17 protein-coding genes and 1 riboswitch are annotated in these 15,124 nt (G+C 70.3%); of the genes, 6 read left to right on the top strand and 11 right to left on the bottom strand.

What is annotated here, in order from left to right:
• Nucleotides 1-992: 992 nt before the first annotated feature.
• Together glyA and ABD481_RS45640 are read right to left on the bottom strand one after the other, a co-directional pair.
• Nucleotides 993-2,255, bottom strand: coding sequence for a serine hydroxymethyltransferase (gene glyA, locus ABD481_RS45645; RefSeq protein WP_344672203.1), 1,263 nt, complete (start codon nucleotides 2,253-2,255; stop codon nucleotides 993-995).
• Between the two features lie 28 nt (nucleotides 2,256-2,283).
• Nucleotides 2,284-2,412: riboswitch (ZMP/ZTP riboswitch) on the bottom strand.
• Between the two features lie 2 nt (nucleotides 2,413-2,414).
• Nucleotides 2,415-3,935, bottom strand: coding sequence for a class I SAM-dependent RNA methyltransferase (locus ABD481_RS45640; RefSeq protein ID WP_425559433.1), 1,521 nt, complete (start codon nucleotides 3,933-3,935; stop codon nucleotides 2,415-2,417).
• Between the two features lie 128 nt (nucleotides 3,936-4,063).
• Here ABD481_RS45640 and ABD481_RS45635 point away from each other — a divergent pair, with 128 nt between their 5' ends.
• Both ABD481_RS45635 and ABD481_RS45630 read left to right on the top strand, forming a co-directional pair.
• Nucleotides 4,064-4,723, top strand: a complete 660-nt coding sequence (locus tag ABD481_RS45635) for a potassium channel family protein (RefSeq protein ID WP_344672202.1) — start codon at nucleotides 4,064-4,066, stop codon at nucleotides 4,721-4,723.
• Entirely contained in the window at nucleotides 4,723-5,406 is a 684-nt protein-coding gene (locus ABD481_RS45630; protein WP_344672201.1) for a potassium channel family protein, read from the top strand. Before ABD481_RS45635 ends, ABD481_RS45630 begins: the two co-directional genes overlap by 1 nt.
• Before the next feature lie 78 nt (nucleotides 5,407-5,484).
• Here ABD481_RS45630 and ABD481_RS45625 read toward each other — a convergent pair whose 3' ends face one another.
• The 5 genes from ABD481_RS45625 to ABD481_RS45605 form a co-directional block, all read right to left on the bottom strand.
• Entirely contained in the window at nucleotides 5,485-6,213 is a 729-nt protein-coding gene (locus ABD481_RS45625; RefSeq protein ID WP_344672200.1) for an alpha/beta hydrolase family protein, read from the bottom strand.
• An 81-nt stretch (nucleotides 6,214-6,294) separates the two neighbouring features.
• Nucleotides 6,295-7,158, bottom strand: coding sequence for a DUF3159 domain-containing protein (locus tag ABD481_RS45620; RefSeq protein ID WP_344672199.1), 864 nt, complete (start codon nucleotides 7,156-7,158; stop codon nucleotides 6,295-6,297).
• A 115-nt stretch (nucleotides 7,159-7,273) separates the two neighbouring features.
• Nucleotides 7,274-8,044 carry a DUF3710 domain-containing protein gene (locus ABD481_RS45615; protein WP_344672198.1) on the bottom strand — a complete coding sequence of 257 codons (771 nt, stop codon included), beginning with the start codon at nucleotides 8,042-8,044 and terminating at the stop codon, nucleotides 7,274-7,276.
• 129 nt (nucleotides 8,045-8,173) lie between these two features.
• Nucleotides 8,174-8,632 carry a dUTP diphosphatase gene (gene dut, locus ABD481_RS45610; RefSeq protein WP_344672197.1) on the bottom strand — a complete coding sequence of 153 codons (459 nt, stop codon included), beginning with the start codon at nucleotides 8,630-8,632 and terminating at the stop codon, nucleotides 8,174-8,176.
• A complete protein-coding gene (locus ABD481_RS45605; RefSeq protein WP_344672204.1) occupies nucleotides 8,632-9,171 on the bottom strand; it encodes a PaaI family thioesterase in 540 nt (179 codons plus the stop codon). Before ABD481_RS45605 ends, dut begins: the two co-directional genes overlap by 1 nt.
• A 188-nt stretch (nucleotides 9,172-9,359) precedes the next feature.
• Here ABD481_RS45605 and ABD481_RS45600 point away from each other — a divergent pair, with 188 nt between their 5' ends.
• Entirely contained in the window at nucleotides 9,360-9,584 is a 225-nt protein-coding gene (locus ABD481_RS45600; RefSeq protein ID WP_344672196.1) for a hypothetical protein, read from the top strand.
• A 58-nt stretch (nucleotides 9,585-9,642) separates the two neighbouring features.
• The gene (locus ABD481_RS45595; protein WP_344672195.1) at nucleotides 9,643-10,095 is read left to right on the top strand and encodes a DUF3093 domain-containing protein; all 453 of its coding nucleotides are present in this window, start codon (nucleotides 9,643-9,645) and stop codon (nucleotides 10,093-10,095) included.
• Nucleotides 10,096-10,323: 228 nt separating this feature from the next.
• Here ABD481_RS45595 and ABD481_RS45590 read toward each other — a convergent pair whose 3' ends face one another.
• Nucleotides 10,324-10,617: a DUF4193 domain-containing protein gene (locus ABD481_RS45590; RefSeq protein WP_194911845.1), complete on the bottom strand. Its 294-nt coding sequence runs from the start codon at nucleotides 10,615-10,617 to the stop codon at nucleotides 10,324-10,326.
• Between the two features lie 337 nt (nucleotides 10,618-10,954).
• On the opposite strand from ABD481_RS45590, the gene ABD481_RS45585 reads away from it, so the two are divergent.
• A complete protein-coding gene (locus tag ABD481_RS45585; RefSeq protein WP_344672194.1) occupies nucleotides 10,955-11,473 on the top strand; it encodes a gamma carbonic anhydrase family protein in 519 nt (172 codons plus the stop codon).
• Nucleotides 11,474-11,501: 28 nt separating this feature from the next.
• Here ABD481_RS45585 and ABD481_RS45580 read toward each other — a convergent pair whose 3' ends face one another.
• A complete protein-coding gene (locus ABD481_RS45580; RefSeq protein ID WP_344672193.1) occupies nucleotides 11,502-12,707 on the bottom strand; it encodes a helix-turn-helix domain-containing protein in 1,206 nt (401 codons plus the stop codon).
• Nucleotides 12,708-12,821: 114 nt separating this feature from the next.
• On the opposite strand from ABD481_RS45580, the gene ABD481_RS45575 reads away from it, so the two are divergent.
• Nucleotides 12,822-13,331 (top strand): flavoprotein, encoded by a 510-nt coding sequence (locus ABD481_RS45575; RefSeq protein WP_344672192.1) that lies wholly within the window; start codon nucleotides 12,822-12,824, stop codon nucleotides 13,329-13,331.
• Between the two features lie 125 nt (nucleotides 13,332-13,456).
• On the opposite strand, the gene ABD481_RS45570 is transcribed toward ABD481_RS45575, so the two are convergent.
• Together ABD481_RS45570 and ABD481_RS45565 are read right to left on the bottom strand one after the other, a co-directional pair.
• Nucleotides 13,457-14,404: a hypothetical protein gene (locus ABD481_RS45570; protein WP_344672191.1), complete on the bottom strand. Its 948-nt coding sequence runs from the start codon at nucleotides 14,402-14,404 to the stop codon at nucleotides 13,457-13,459.
• A 129-nt stretch (nucleotides 14,405-14,533) separates the two neighbouring features.
• On the bottom strand, nucleotides 14,534-14,830 hold the full coding sequence (locus ABD481_RS45565; RefSeq protein ID WP_344672190.1) for an MTH1187 family thiamine-binding protein: 297 nt from the start codon (nucleotides 14,828-14,830) through the stop codon (nucleotides 14,534-14,536).
• Between the last annotated feature and the right edge of the window lie 294 nt (nucleotides 14,831-15,124).

The raw sequence follows: 15,124 nt of genomic DNA, 5'->3' as shown, positions 1-15,124 counted from the left end.
AAAGTCAAGAGCTGGGTAAGGCAGGCGCCTCCGGCGAGGGCCTCTGATCCCTCGGAGAACTGGCGCTGCTCCATAGGGGGGTCTGGTTAGTCTCTGCGCTGGCGGTTGGTGGGGTGGGGGTTTGTTCCCCTCGCTCACGTCGGCAGCCCTACGGGTACAGCACCGCCGCCCAGGTATCAAGTCCATGCCGGAACCTTGTTGTTCTAGTGCTGCGGTTGGGTGTGCATGAACTTGACACCTGGTCGGCGGTACTGTAGGCAAAGCCCTGCCGACGTGACCGAGGAGAACAAACCAAAACCCCAGGGAGAGAGCTGACAATCACTGGGTAGGGGGCGGCTGCCTGCCGATTCCGGCCGCCGGGAAGGTTCAAAGCAAAAGCGGAGGACAGCTGAGGCCTCCCGCACTAGCGCCCCAAAGACCTGCCTCGCCAGCGACCCGCCGCACCGGCGCCCCATAGGCCTATCTGACCGGCAGTCGAAGACTCGCTCTACCGATGGCCGAAGGTTTGCCCCACCGGCGGCCAGATGGCTGAAGTAGCCGCCCACCGCCCCCGGATCCTTCAGTCCTCTCCCTGGGTTTTTGGTTTGTTCTCCTCGGTCACGTCGGCAGGGCTCTGCCTACAGTACCGCCGACCAGGTGTCAAGTTCATGCAAGCCCAACCGCAGTCCAACAACCATCACCGCAACGGCATGGACTTGATACCTGGGCGGCGGTGCTGTACCCGTAGGGCTGCCGACGTGAGCGAGGGGAACAAACCCCCACCCCACAAACCGCCAGCGCAGGGACTGACTAGACCCCCCTATGGACTAGCGCCAGTTCTCCGAGGGATCAGAGGCCCTCGCCGGAGGCGCCTGCCTTACCCAGCTCTTGACCTTGATCCTCAGCCTTTGACTAACTTTTGATCGACTTCCAACCAAAAAGGCGCTGCCGACCACAAGCCAGCAGCGCCTTCTCTCAACCCTTCAACTCCTCAACCCTTCAATCTCCAGCCCTCACACCCACCCCGGCATCGGATACTGCGTCATCAGCTCCCGCACCTCACCAGCGATCCGCGCATACTGCTCAGTGTCGCCCTTGGCGGCAGCCTCCACCGTCTCGTCCATCCACCCCGCGATCTGTCCCATCTGCTCGGGCAGCAGCCCGCGCGTGGTGATCGCGGCGGCGCCCAGGCGGATGCCGGACGGGTCGAAAGGCTTGCGGGGGTCGAAGGGGACCGAGTTGTAGTTCAGTTCGATGCCCGCCGCGTCCAGGGCCTTGGCGGCGACCTTGCCGGTGACGCCCTTCGGGGTCAGGTCGGCGAGGATCAGATGGTTGTCGGTGCCGCCGGACACCAGGTCCCAGCCGCGTTCGGTGAGGGCGGTGGCGAGCGCCTTGGCGTTGGCCACGACCGTCTCCGCGTAGACGCGGAACGCCGGCTGCGCCGCCTCGCGTAGTGCCACCGCGATGCCGGCGGTGGTGTGGTTGTGGGGGCCGCCTTGCAGGCCGGGGAAGACGGCCTTGTCGATGGGGGTGGCGTACTCCTCGGTCGTCATGATCATCGCGCCGCGGGGGCCGCGGAGGGTCTTGTGGGTGGTGGTGGTGATCACGTCCGCGTAGCCGACCGGGGAGGGGTGGGCGCCGCCGGCGATCAGGCCGGCGATGTGGGCGATGTCGGCCACCAGGATGGCGTCGATCTCCTTGGCGATGTCGGCGAAGGCCGGGTAGTCGATGATCCGGGGGATCGCGGTGCCGCCGCAGAAGATGACCTTCGGGCGTTCCTTGAGCGCCAGGTCGCGGACGTCGTTCATGTCGACGATGCCGGTCTCGCGGGACACGCCGTAGGCCACCGGGTTGAACCACTTGCCGGTCACCGACACCGGCGAGCCGTGGGTCAGGTGGCCGCCGGCGGCCAGGCCGGCGCCCATGAAGGTGTCGCCCGGCTTCAGGAAGGCCAGGTAGACGGCGAGGTTCGCCGGGGAGCCGGAGTAGGGCTGCACGTTGGCGTGGTCGACGCCGAACAGCGCCTTGGCCCGGTCGATCGCGATGCTCTCGACCGGGTCGATGAACTGCTGGCCCTCGTAGTAGCGACGGCCGGCGTAGCCCTCGGAGTACTTGTTGGTCAGGACCGTGCTGGAAGCCTCCAGGACCGCCGTGGAGACGTAGTTCTCCGAGGCGATCATCCGGATCTTCTCGTACTGGCGGCGTGCTTCGTCCTCGATGAGGCCGGCGATCTCCGGGTCTTCGGCGGCGAGTTCGGGAATGGCGGGCGAGTGCATGTGATGCCTCCTCGGGCGTCATCGTCCGGAAGGACACCCAGGCGCACGGTGCCCGCTCTGAATTCTCGCTTCCCGGTGGTTCGTTCCACCTTCGCGCGTGCCTTATAGGACGCTTGCCTATAAAAACGCGCGTTCTGCGCCAGTCGCGTTGAGAAGATGCTATCGCTGGACGGGTTCCAGGAGCGCCACGCATTCCACATGCCGAGTCATGGGGAACAGGTCGAAGGCGCGCAGATCGATCAGTTCGTAGCCGGCGTCGGCGAAGTAGGCCACGTCGCGCGCCAGCGCGGCCGGGTCGCAGGCCACGTACGCGACCGCGCGCGGCGCCAGCGCCGCGATCCGCGCGCACACCTCGCGCCCGGCCCCGGCCCGCGGCGGGTCCAGGACGACGACGTCCGCCTGGTCCGGCACGTACCCGTCGTCGGCGAGCACCTCGTCGACCGAGCCCTCGACCAGATCGACCCACGGGAACTCGGCGCTCTCCTCGACGTCCTCCTCGAAGCCCAGGTTGTGCGCGGCGTCCTTGATCGCCTGCCGGTCCAGCTCCACGGCCAGCACCGCGCCGTCCTCGCCGACCGCCTCGGCCAGCGGCACCGCGAACAGGCCGACGCCGCAGTAGAGGTCCAGGGCGACCTCGCCGGCGGCCGGCTCCAGGAAGTCCAGGACGGCCTCGGTGAGCACGTCCGGCGCCGCCGGATGCACCTGCCAGAACCCGCTGCCGCTGACCCGCCAGGTGCGCCCCTCGGCGACCTCGCGCACATAGGGACGGCCGTGGATCCGCTGCACCCCGGAAATGTGCGTGTTCCGCGAGACGCCGCGCAGGACGGACACCTTCACGTCGGCGTCCACATACGGCATCTGCTCCCCGCGGTGCGGCGTCACCACCAGGGCGCGGTCCGCCGAGCCGGTCGCGGCGATCACCTCGACGGTCTCCATGCCGGGCCAGTCCCGCTGGAGCGCCCCGACCTCGTCCACCCCGGCGGACGCGATGGCGCACTCCTCCACCGGCACGACCTCGTGCGAGCGGTGCTTGCGGAAGCCGAGCTGCCCGTCGGCGTCCACCGCGAACTGCACCCGGGTCCGCCAGCCGAACGGCGAGCCGACCTCCTCGACGACCACCTCGCGGTCCAGCTTCGCGAGCCTGCGCAGCTGCTCCTCCACCACCTGCCCCTTGAGGCGCAGCTGCGCCTCGTAGGCGACATGCTGCCAGTCGCAGCCGCCGCAGCGGCCGGGCCCGGCGTACTCGCACGGCGGCTCCACCCGGTCCTCGGAGGCGGCCAGGACCTCCACCGCGTCGGCCCGCCAGAAGGAGTCCTTCGCGTCGCCCTCGGTCACCACCGCCACCACCCGTTCGCCGGGCAGCGCGTGCCGCACGAACACCGCGCGCCCCTCGTGCCGCGCGACGCAGAAGCCGCCGTGGCCGGGCGGCCCGACCTCGACCTCGATCCGGGTGCCGACGGCGTCGCCGGCCCGCTCCGGCCGGTCCCGCCGCGACCGGGACCGGTCCGGCCGCTCCGACGGGCTCTGCGGGCGCTCCGGGCGCTCCGGGCGCCCCCGCCCGGCCCGGGAGCCGTCGCGGGAGCCGTCGCCGCCGGGGCGCTCCTCGCGGCCGTTCTGGGCGGCTGTACGGCGGCCGGAATCGGCCTCGGACGGGCTGCGGCGTGCTGCGGGTCGGTTCACGCGTCCAGCCTAGGGGGTGCGGTCCGCGCCCACCGCCGGGCGTGCGAACGAGCCTTCACACCCCGTAGTACCGTCGAGATACGAACATCGAAAGTCTCATCGTCCGAAGTCTCCCGAGAGGGTCGAACGTGCACGTCGTCATCATGGGGTGCGGCCGGGTGGGCTCCACCCTGGCGCACAGCCTGGAGGATCTCGGCCACACGGTCGCGGTCATCGATCAGGACCCGGGAGCCTTCCGCAGGCTGAGCCCGCATTTCGCGGGCCGCCGGGTGACCGGCACCGGATTCGACCGCGACACCCTCGCCGAGGCGGGGATCGCCGAGGCCGCGGCGTTCGCCGCGGTGTCCAGCGGCGACAACTCGAACATCATCGCCGCGCGAGTGGCTCGGGAGAACTTCGGAGTCGAGAACGTCTGCGCGCGCATCTACGACCCGCGCCGCGCCGAGATATACCAGCGCCTGGGCATCCCGACCGTGGCCACCGTGCGGTGGACCGCCGACCAGATGCTGCGGCGCCTGCTGCCGGCCGGCTCCACCGAGATGTGGCGCGACCCCAGCGGCCAGGTGGCGCTGGTCGAGGTGCACGTGGACCCGGGCTGGATGGGCCACCGGGTGGCCCGGCTGGAGGAGGCCGCGGGCGTCCGGATCGGGTTCCTGACCCGGCTGGGCGAGGGCGTGCTGCCGGCCGCCGACACCGTGCTGCAGGACGGCGACCTGGTGCAGGTCATGGTGACCCCCGACGACGTGGCGCGGGTCGAGGAAGTCTTCGCGAAGGGACCGGGCGCCTGATGCGTGTCGCAATCGCCGGGGCGGGCAACGTCGGCAGCTCCATCGCCAAGGAGCTGCTGGAGAACGGCCACGAGGTGCTGCTGATCGACCGCGACCCGTCGCGGATCGCGGTGGAGGGCCTGCCGACCGCCGAATGGCTGCTGGCCGACGCCTGCGAGATCTCCTCGCTGGACGAGGCGGCGCTCCAGCGCTGCAACGTGGTGGTCGCCGCGACCGGCGACGACAAGGCCAACCTGGTGGTGTCGCTGCTGGCCAAGACCGAGTACGGCGTGCCGAGGGTGGTCGCCCGGATCAACCACCCGAAGAACGAGTGGATGTTCGACGAGAAGTGGGGCGTGGACGTCGCGGTGTCCACCCCGCGCCTGCTGTCCGCGCTGGTCGAGGAGGCCGTCTCGGTCGGCGACCTGGTCCGGCTGCTGCGCTTCAGCCAGGGCGACGCCAACCTGGTGGAACTGACCCTGCCGAAGGACACCGCGCTGGTCGGCACCACCGTGGGCGAGGTGGCCTGGCCGGAGGACACCGCGCTGGTGACCATCATCCGCGGCGGCCGGGTGCTGATCCCGACGCCGGAGGAGCCCCTCGCCGCGCTGGACGAGCTGCTGTTCGTGGCGCACGTGGACCGCGAGGAGGAGCTGGAGGAGCTGCTGTCGCCGGCCGTGGCCGGCGAGGAGCAGGCGGACTAGCCCTATGACGTGCCGAAGGGCCCGCGGGAATGCTCCCGCGGGCCCTTCGCCGTTACCGGCACCGGCACCGGCGCCGGGTCACTGCGTGTGCTTGGTGATGAACGAGAACACCTCGTCCTTCACCTGCGGCCACAGGTCGACGCCGTGGTCGGGGTCGTCCTTGAGGATGTGGATCGTCTTGTCCTTCTCGGTGGCGGCGTCGTACATCTTCTGCGCGTCGGTCGCGAAGGTCAGGTCCTGCTCCCCGGCGAAGAACGCGACCGGTATCTGGAATTTCTCGACCGAGCCGTAGGCGTCGGCGTTGCCGTACCCCGCCGGTCCGGACAGCGAGACCACGGCCTGCACCGGAGGGGTGATCTCCCCGGCCGCGGTCAGCACCGCGGTGCCGCCCATCGAGGCCCCGACCAGCACGATCTTCTGCAATCCCTTGGCCCGCAGCTTCTCGACCGCCTTCACCACGTCGGTGTCGATGCCGCCGCCCATGGTGATGGCCATCACGGTGTAGTCCTTGTCCGGGAAGTCGTTCCGGATGTCGGACCACTGGCACAGGGTGGAGTCCACCTGGTGCGCCAGCACCACCCCGATCGGGCCGGTGCCGGTGGTGTAGGCCTCGACCGTGTGGCCGTTGCCGCCGGGGAAATGGGTGACCGTCTTGTCGACGCCGGCCACGCCCTGGAGGCACACCGCCTCGATCGACGGGGAGGGTTTGGCCGGGGTGGCCGGGGTGGACGCCGCGGCGCCCTTCGCGCCCGCCGAGGCGGACTTGGAGGCGCTCGACGAGCAGCCGGACACTGTGAGGGCAGTCACCGCGGCAAGAGCGGACAAGGCGTTGAGGACGTGTCGTCGCATGCCGTTGTGACGAGTCGGCGACCGCCCCGCGTTGCGGCCCTACGCCGGATCGTTACCCTCGACCGCGGCCTCGGCGCCCTCGGTCGGCTCGGCGTCCTCGGCCGACTCGGGCATCACCGGCGGCGGCGCGTTCTTGATCATCTGCCAGGCGAAGTACAGGCAGGCCAGGTACGGCGGGTAGCCCAGGACCAGCTTCATCACGCCGAGCGCGGTGGTGTGGTGGGTCAGGTACAGCGGCACCTGCACCGCGAGCTTGACCGCGAACAGCGCGGCCAGCAGCCAGGTGGCGTTGGTGAACGCGCGCAGCCGGCCGGGCACCTGCTTCCAGGTGGTCATCTCGCCGGTGATCGGTCCGATCATCAGCCCGACGATCGGCCAGCGGAACAGCGCGGTCCCGGCGAACAGCAGGAACGAGCCGAGGTTGATCAGGATGCCGGGCAGATAGTAGTTCTGCGCGTGGCCGGAGAACTTGGCGAAGGCCGCGCACACCAGCACCCCGAACAGGCCGGAGAAGGCGTGCTGGAGGGTCTCGCGACGCAGCAGCCGGATCGCGAACATCACCACCGCGACCGCCACCGAGCCGATGGCGGCCGGGTTCAGGTTGTTGGTGGCGGTGTAGACGATCAGGAAGACGATGGCCGGCAGGCCGGCGTCGGCCATGCCCATCTTGCCGCCGAAGGCCTTCTTGACGGCGTCCTCGTAGGCCTTGGCCTCGGCCTCCTTGGCCGCGGCTACCCTGGCCGCCTCCTCGGCGCCCAGCGTCACGTCCACGACCACGCCGTCCAGCGCGGTCTGCATGACCCCTTCGAAGGCTTCCTGGTCGCGCTGCGTGTCGTGGTCCGTCGGCCCGGCGTGGCGGCCCCGGCTCGTCGGTTCGGCCCGCTGGCCGCTCTCCAAGGACATACTGCGAACTGTAGCGGGCCGAGCCGCCCTGAACAGGACTGCTCGGCCCGCTTGTCACTCCTGGGGCCGGATCCACGCGATCCGGCTCACACCGGGACGACCGCCCCGGCCGCGCTCAGCGGGTCTCGGTGATCTCCGGACCGCGCCGGAACGGGTTCAGGTCGCCCTGCTCGTACTGGTTGCCCGGCTCGCCGGCCTCGGCGTCGGCCTGGGCCTGCATGGCCTGCTGGGCCTCGGCCGGCATCCGCAGCGGGATCGGGTCGCGGGGGGCCATGGGCGAATTGCCCCGGCTCACCACGGTGTCGCGGAAGACGTGCTCTATGTCACGCGCCTCCTGCGGCTGCACCGCGCCCTGGCCGGAGACCACGCCGCGCAGGAACCAGCGCGGGCCGTCGACGCCGATGAAGCGCACCAGCTGGATGCCGCGGCTGCCGTCCGGGGCCTGCACCGGCACCTGGGCCCGCAGCTCCACGCCGAACGGCCCCTCGCGCTCGTCCACGGTGCCGCCCTGCTTGGAGATCTCCAGCGCGATCTCGCCGCGGACCTCGGCCCAGATGCCCTCGCTGCGCGGGGCGGCGAACGCCTGCAGCTGCACCGCCGACTGGCGGGCCACCACGGTGGCCGCGATCACCTGGTCGGCGTCGGCCATCTCCAGGCGCAGCTCCATGCCCTCGACCGCGGGCACCAGCAGGGCGCCCAGGTCCACGCGGCCGGCCTTGGGGTCCTCGACCTCGTTGAAGTCCCAGGGGCCCGCGGCCCGCGAGACGTCGGCGAGGGTGAGCTTGCGCTCCTCCTCCTTGGCCTCGCTCAGGTCGCCGTAGGCGTCGGCCTCGCTCACCCGGTCGCGCCGGCCGGATTCGGCCTTCTGTCCGCGTCGGAAAACCACGGCTTCCCACTCTCTCTATCTCTGCGTCCCACTGACGCAGCGCTCTGCTCCACGGAGGCGTGCGCCTGTCGTCGCGCGGCCCCGGTGAGAGTACCGTCACACGGCCTCTCTAGGGGAAACGCGCGGGATCTAGACGGGTGTTCCCGCCGCCGTGCCGGTCGAACCGAAACCGCCCTCTCCGCGGTGCGACCCGGGGAGCTCGGCGACCTCGTGGAAGACCGCCTTCTCGACCTTTTGTACTACAAGCTGGGCAATCCGGTCGCCCCGCCGGAGCACGACCGGCTCGCGCGGGTCCAGGTTGACCAGGATGATCTTGATCTCTCCACGGTACCCGGCGTCGATGGTGCCCGGCGCGTTCACCATCGCGACGCCGCAGCGCGCGGCCAGCCCGGAGCGCGGGTGCACGAAGGCGGCGTAGCCGTCCGGCAGCGCGATCGCGATCCCGGTGGGCAGCACCGCCCGCTCCCCCGGCGCCAGGGTGGCGTCCACGGTGGTGAGCAGATCGGCGCCGGCGTCCCCCGGATGGGCGTACGCGGGCACCGGCAATGTGGGATCGAGCCGCTGGATGAGGACGTCCACCGGCGCCACTACGGATTGACCTCGAACGCCCGGGCGGCCCGGAGCTGCTCGGGGTCGTGCATGGCCTCCTGCACGTCCTCCAGGCGGCCGTTGGACAGGAAGTGGTCGACGCCGACCTGGATGAAGATCGCGGTGGCGCGCACCGCGACCGGGCCCTCCGGGCCGTCCAGGCGGCCCTCGGCGGAGGTGAAGATCTTGCGCCCGGCGATCCCGTCGCACTGCGCGGTGATGTGCAGCGTGGTGCCGACCGGGACCGGGAGCAGGTAGTCGGTCTCCAGGCGGCCGGTCACGGCGATGGCGCCGATCAGCCAGTTCACCGCGCCCAGCGCCTCGTCGAAGGCCAGGGCCAGCAGGCCGCCGTGGGCCAGGCCCGGCGCGCCCTGGTGGTTCTCGGTGACGGTGAACTCGGTGGTGACGCTCACCCCCTCACCGACGGTGGAGGACACCCGCAGACCGCCCAGCGCGTCATCCCCGCACCCGAAGCAGCGCGAGTAATGCGAACCGAGCTTGGTACCGGCGGCGGGGGCGTTGGGGTGCTTCTCCGGCATGACGGCGTCCGGCGGCGGAGTGGTCGAGGCAGGTCTCACGGGGAGGAATCTACCGGCAAGCGCCGCCCCCCACCGACCCCGCGTGGCCACGCTCACACCCGATCGGGGGGCCGTCGTCCACTCTCTGTATCCGCGCCGTATCACTTCCACTGATATCCGAGCCGCCCGGCCGTCCTAACTTCCTCGGTATGAAGTCCATGAAGACCCCCGAAACGGACGGACGTCCCCAGGTCGGAACCCTCGTCCGCGACGCCGAAGGCCGCATCGGCCGCTTGATGGCCTACACCCGGGCCCGCGCCTGGCTCCGGCCGCCCGGAGGCGGGCGGGAATGGGACGTCGACCCCACCTCGATCACCGCGGTACCGGGCTGGGACGCCTCGGACCGGCGCTCCGACGACCCCGGAGGCGCCTGAGCGCGGGACCGTCCACCCCACCCCGGTCGGCAAGGCCCGGATATGGCAGATTGTCGGCATGGCAGGCACGGACACCAGCAGCTATGAGGAACGCCTCACCGCCCCGCCCGCGTGGTGGGCGATCACGGCCCTGGCCGCGGTGATGGCGGGCCTGATCTTTCTGCGCGCGAGCGCGCCGGCGGCCCTGGTCGCGATGGCCGGGACGGCCGTCGTCTGCGCCGCTCTGGTGATCGCCTACGGCCGCGTCGCAGTCCGGGTGCACGACGGCTTCCTGGAAGCCGGTCCGGCACGTCTCCCTCTCACGGCGCTCGGGGCAGCCACCGCCCTGGACGCCGAAGCGGCGCGCCGGCTGCGGACCACGGAGGCCGACGCCCGGGCCTTCATGCTGCTGCGGGGCTACGTCCGGACGGCGGTCAAGGTGGAGGTCAGCGACCCCGCCGACCCGACGCCGTATCTGTACTTGTCGACGCGGCGGCCGGAGAAGCTCGCCAAGGCGCTGGCGCGGCGATAGCGGTCGGCGGCGGCGGTTCTGCGGTCGGTGCTTGCGGGGTCGGTACTTTGCGCGGTCGGTACTTTGCGCGGTCGGTACTTTGCGTGGTTGGTGCTTGCCCGGTCGGTGCTTGCGGGCCGGCGCTCGGCGCGGGCTCCAGCAGCCCGCGATCCGCGCCGGGAAAAGACGAAGGCCCCGCCATAGCGGGGCCCGAGGGGCACAGAGACTACCTCCGCGACTACACCCGCATCAGGCGCAGTCCTTGCAAATCATCTCGTTCCCCTTCTCCCGCGCCAGCTGGCTGCGGTGATGCACCAGGAAACAGCTGGTGCACGTGAACTCATCGGCCTGGCGCGGCAACACGCGGACCGACAGCTCCTCGTTCGACAGATCCGCTCCGGGGAGCTCGAGGGACTCGTTGTCGCCCTCGTCCAGGTCCGCCAGCCCCGCGGCCTTGTCGGTGCGGCGGGCCTTCAGCTCCTCCAGGCTGTCCTCGTTGAGGTCGTCGTCGGTCTTGCGCGGTGTGTCGTAGTCGGTAGCCATTCTCGATCCCTCTCCCCTGACGGCTGTTAGTCGTCGTGTTGGTGCTGTTCTGTGCGGTGGCGGCGGGGCGCCTCCGGCGGCCGGCACATACGGTGCGCTACCGTCTGCGCGCGAACGCCGTCGGCGTTGTGCCGTCAGCGCAGTAACGCGGAAAGGAGCGCGATTGTGCCCGCTGAAGCGCAGATTGTGCCGTACTTCAAGACCCGTTACGCAATCGACACCCCGGAACAGACCCGAACAGGTGATCCGGGCCGGTGATCCGGTGTCGCTCGAGTACCGATCCATCCCCCTTTGTTCCGGACATCACGGCAGTCACACCCAGGAAGGATGACCAACCATGGCCGTCTACGCAATCGGTAACGCAGTGCCGGAAATCCACCCCGAGGCCTACATCCACCCGGAGGCGACCGTGATCGGCCAGGTCAAGGTGGGTGCGGGAAGCACAGTATGGCCTGGCGCGGTACTTCGTGGCGATTACGGCAGGATTACGATCGGCGACCGTACGTCGATCCAGGACGGGACCGTCGTCCACGCCACTGAGATGTTGCCCACAGTGATCGGCTCGGATTGTGTCGTTGGTCACATCGCGCACCTGGAGGGTTGCGTGGTGGAGGACGGATGTCTGATCGGTTCGGGGTCCGTGGTGCTGCACAAGGCGATCGTGCGCGGCGGGGCGCTTGTGGGCGCCGGTGCCGTCGTGGGCAACAACGTCGAGGTGCCGGCCCGGGCCATGGCTCTGGGCGTCCCCGCCAAGATCCGCGAGGACGCCGTCGCCGAGGGCGCGTTCGACGACGCGGTGGCCCGCTATGTCGCCAACGGCGTGCGCTACCGCAAGGAGCTGCGGCGCCTGGACTGATTCCGGTCCCCTGCTCACCCCACCCCCTTCACGAAATGTGCATCCGCCCGGCGATGCGCCGCAGCCGCTCGCGCTGGCTGCGCCGCTCATGGCTGAGCAGGGACCGTACCGCGGCCTTGGCCACGGGGTTGTTCCGGACCAACAACGGTGCGATGCGCTCTGCTCGTTCAATCTCGTTCAGCGCCTGTTCATATCCCCCGTAGTAAATCCATCCACGCGCGAAGTCGAGGTGGAACCGTCCGCGGCGGGAGGCCGGGAAGTTCGGGGGCATGCGGACCTGCGAGGCGAGTTGGACGGCGCGCGCGCCGTCGCGCACCTCCACCGCCACCGCCACGCCATGGATGGCGACGTTCGCCGGGCCGAAGCACAGCTTGTAGGGGTCGCAGCCGTCGCCGATCCGCTCGGCGGTCTCGGCGGCCAGGGCGATCCGCTGCCAGGCCTCGGTCTCGTCGGAGGACAGGGCCGCGGTGATGGCGGCCCGCAGTTGCAGCGAGCCCCAGACCGAGGCCTGCGCGTCGCTGCGGGGCTCGCCGATCGCGCCGATCGCGCCGTCGATCACGCCGAGGGCGTCCGGCCACAGGTCCGCGGCCCACAGGTCCCGGACCCGCAGGTAGTCGAAGACCACTGCCAGGCACGGGTCGCCGGCCCGGTCCGCGGCGGCCCGGAAGCGCTCGGTGGTGAGCGTGGACAGGTCGTCGTAGCCGAGCTCGTGCGCGACCGTGTCAGCCTCCCGATACGCCCGGGCCAGCAGCCCGTGCAGCCGCTCGGACTCGGTCCCGGAGGGGGCGAGGTAGGCGGCGGCGTGGAGCTCCCGGATCAGGCTCGGGGCGGCCTCTCCGAGGTCCGCGTAGCGGGCCGCCATCCGCAGCACCGTGAGCTCGGCCACGGCCTGGCGCAGCTCCCGCCGGGGGCGGGGGTCGGCCGGCCAGTCCGGGGGCAGGTCGTGCCGCGAGACCACGCGGCGGATGGCCGGGATGGCCCGGTGCCCGCGGTCCTCGGCCGGGGTGCCGGGATCGTAGGGGCGGCCGGTGATTTCGTTGGGATAGACCTTCAGCACGCTCGCGGCGCGTACGATCAGGGTCACCGAATCCAACTCGATGTCGCCGTTCTCGATGCCTGACACCCATCCCTGGGAGCGGCCCATGAGTTGCCCGAACTCGGCCTGGGTCAGGCCGGCGCGCTTGCGGAGGCGGCGGATGCGACCGCCGTCGGTCTCCGGCTCGTAGGTGGCCATGCTGGGCCTCTCAAATGAGGAACGTCCTGAATTCGAGTCCCATCATGCCCCCCACCGCGGGGGCGTCGCGGACGAAACGACAGAATGTCCCTGACAAGCCGGGAGGACCCGACTGTGCCTGTGCTCTACCTGATCGCGTGCGGCGCCCCGCCCGCCGCGGAACTGCTGTCGCACCCCGAGGCCGTGCCGGGGCTGCAATCCGACGGGTGGACCGTCTGCGTCCTGTGCACGCCCTCCGGGGAGCGGTTCCTGGACCCGGCGGCGGTCTCCGTCGCCACCGGCTACCCGGTCCGCGTGGAGCCCCGCCGGCCCGGCGAGGCGGACGTGCTGCCGCCGCCGGACGCGCTGTTGGTGGCGCCGGTGACGTTCAACACGGTCAACAAGTGGGCGCTGGGGATCAGCGACACGCTGGCGCTGGGAATCCTCAACGAATACCTCGGCGCGGGCCTGCCCATCGCGGCGACCGTCTGGGCCAAGCCGGAGTTGCAGAAGCACCCCGCGTTCGACGCCCATGCGCAGACGCTGTTCGAGGCCGGAGTGCGCTTCATCCAGCCGGAGGACGACGATCCGCGCTTCCCGTGGGGCCAGCTGCGCGCGGCGTTGGCGGAGCTGCTCGGGGAGTAGGCGGGGCTGCCCGCACAGCGAGGTCGGGGCTGCCCAGCAGAGCGAAGCCGGGCAATGCGGAAGGCGCGGCCCACGGTCTTCCCGTGAGCCGCGCCGCTTGAGTCGAACGGTCGCAGAAGACGGATTCAGTCAGCCAGCACCGTGAACCCGGTAACCATCCCCATGGAGGCGTGCGACTTGCCCGTCTCGTCATCAGGCACCAGGCAGAACGCGATGTACCGCCCCGGGTCGGCCTCGACGCGGAACCAGCCGCCCTGGCCGGGCACCACGGCGCCGTAGCCGCCCTCGAAGGTGAACGGCGGTGGGCCCGGGTCCACGAGGGGGTTGTTGGCGGAGGCGGCGAACCACCCCTTGGCGTCGTCCACGGTCTTACCGGGCAGGAGCTTGCCCAGGTTCAACTCGTGGACGTCCGCCGAGTCGGTGTCGTCGAACCGGATGAGAGCCCCACGCACCAGCGACGGCGGCATCGTGTAGGTGAGGTCATGCGCCTGGATCGAGGCCCACGCCGGCCGCCCGAAGGCAGGCGCCAACTGCTGGGCCCACGCCGGCACCGAACCCACCACCTCGAACGGCTGATACATGCCCAGCAGCACATGCGGCACCCCGCCCGGCCCAGGAACGAAGCAGGCCACGACATAAGTGCCGCCGCTCAACACGCCCCACACGTCCTGGCGGGCACCCGGCACCACAGGCGTGGCCCCACCAGTCGGCGCCGCGTCCGTGAAGAACGCCGCGTTCGGATTGGGGCCGTGCAGATCCGCGAGCCACTGGGCGTAGGTGACACCATCGTTCAGCCGGAACAGCTGAGCCTGATGCGCAACGTGCCCCTGGTTCCGGAACGCGACGTGGACGTAGCCGGCCTCCAACGTGCCGTGCGTGTCGACGGTGTAGGCCAGCGGCTCCACAGCGGTGATGTCGACCGTGTGCGAGACGTGCGTGTGCGAGACGTGGCCAACCGCGCCAGCCGGGGCTGCGGTCCCGAGCAACGCCAGGGTGGCGGCAGCGGTGGCTACGGCTGTGGCGACGGCGGCGCGTCGAATACGGCCTGATAGTGGGGAATGGAGTTTCAGCACGGTGGCGATCTCCCCGGGGCCAGGCTGGGGCTATAGCGGTCGATGGGGGAATCCACTGATTTGGCGTAGCCGGGGGTGGGGTGGGGGTGGGGTGGGGTGGGGTGGGAGTGGGGTGGAGTTGGAGCCGGGTCAGTTTTCGGCGAGGCGCTCCTCCACTGCGGCCACCTTCGCGGTCAGGCCGTCGGTCACTCCGGCGCGGATGTCCGCCTTCAGCACCACACTGACTCGGGGTGCCTTGGCTGCGACGGCGTCCACGGCGGCTTTGACCACTGCCATTACCTCGTCCCACTCGCCTTCGATGCTGGTGAACATCGCGTCGGTGGAGTTGGGGAGGCCGCTGTCGCGGACTACGCGGACTGCGTCTGCTACGTACTCGCTGACGCTCTCGCCGACGCCGAGGGGGGTTACGGAAAAGGCGATAATCATGGGCTGATTTTATGGCATGTTGGATGTTGGGGGATTGGGATTAAAGTCAAAAGCCGTGAAAGGCGAAAAGCAGGCGCTTCCAGCGGGGACCTCTGATCCCTCGGAGAACTGGCGCTAGTCCATAGGGGGGTCTGGTCAGTCCCTGCGCTGGCGGTTTGTGGGGTGGTGGTTTGTTCCCCTCGCTCACGTCGGCAGCCCTACGGGTACAGCACCGCCGCCCAGGTATCAAGTCCATGCCGGAACCTTGTTGTTCTAGCGCTGCGGTTGCGCTTGCATGAACTTGACACCTGGTCG

It is taken from the genome of Catenulispora yoronensis (assembly GCF_039531695.1).
In the GTDB taxonomy this organism is placed as follows: domain Bacteria; phylum Actinomycetota; class Actinomycetes; order Streptomycetales; family Catenulisporaceae; genus Catenulispora; species Catenulispora yoronensis.
Note: the sequence above shows the minus strand (reverse complement) of the source record. Positions and strands in the feature narration are given on the sequence as shown.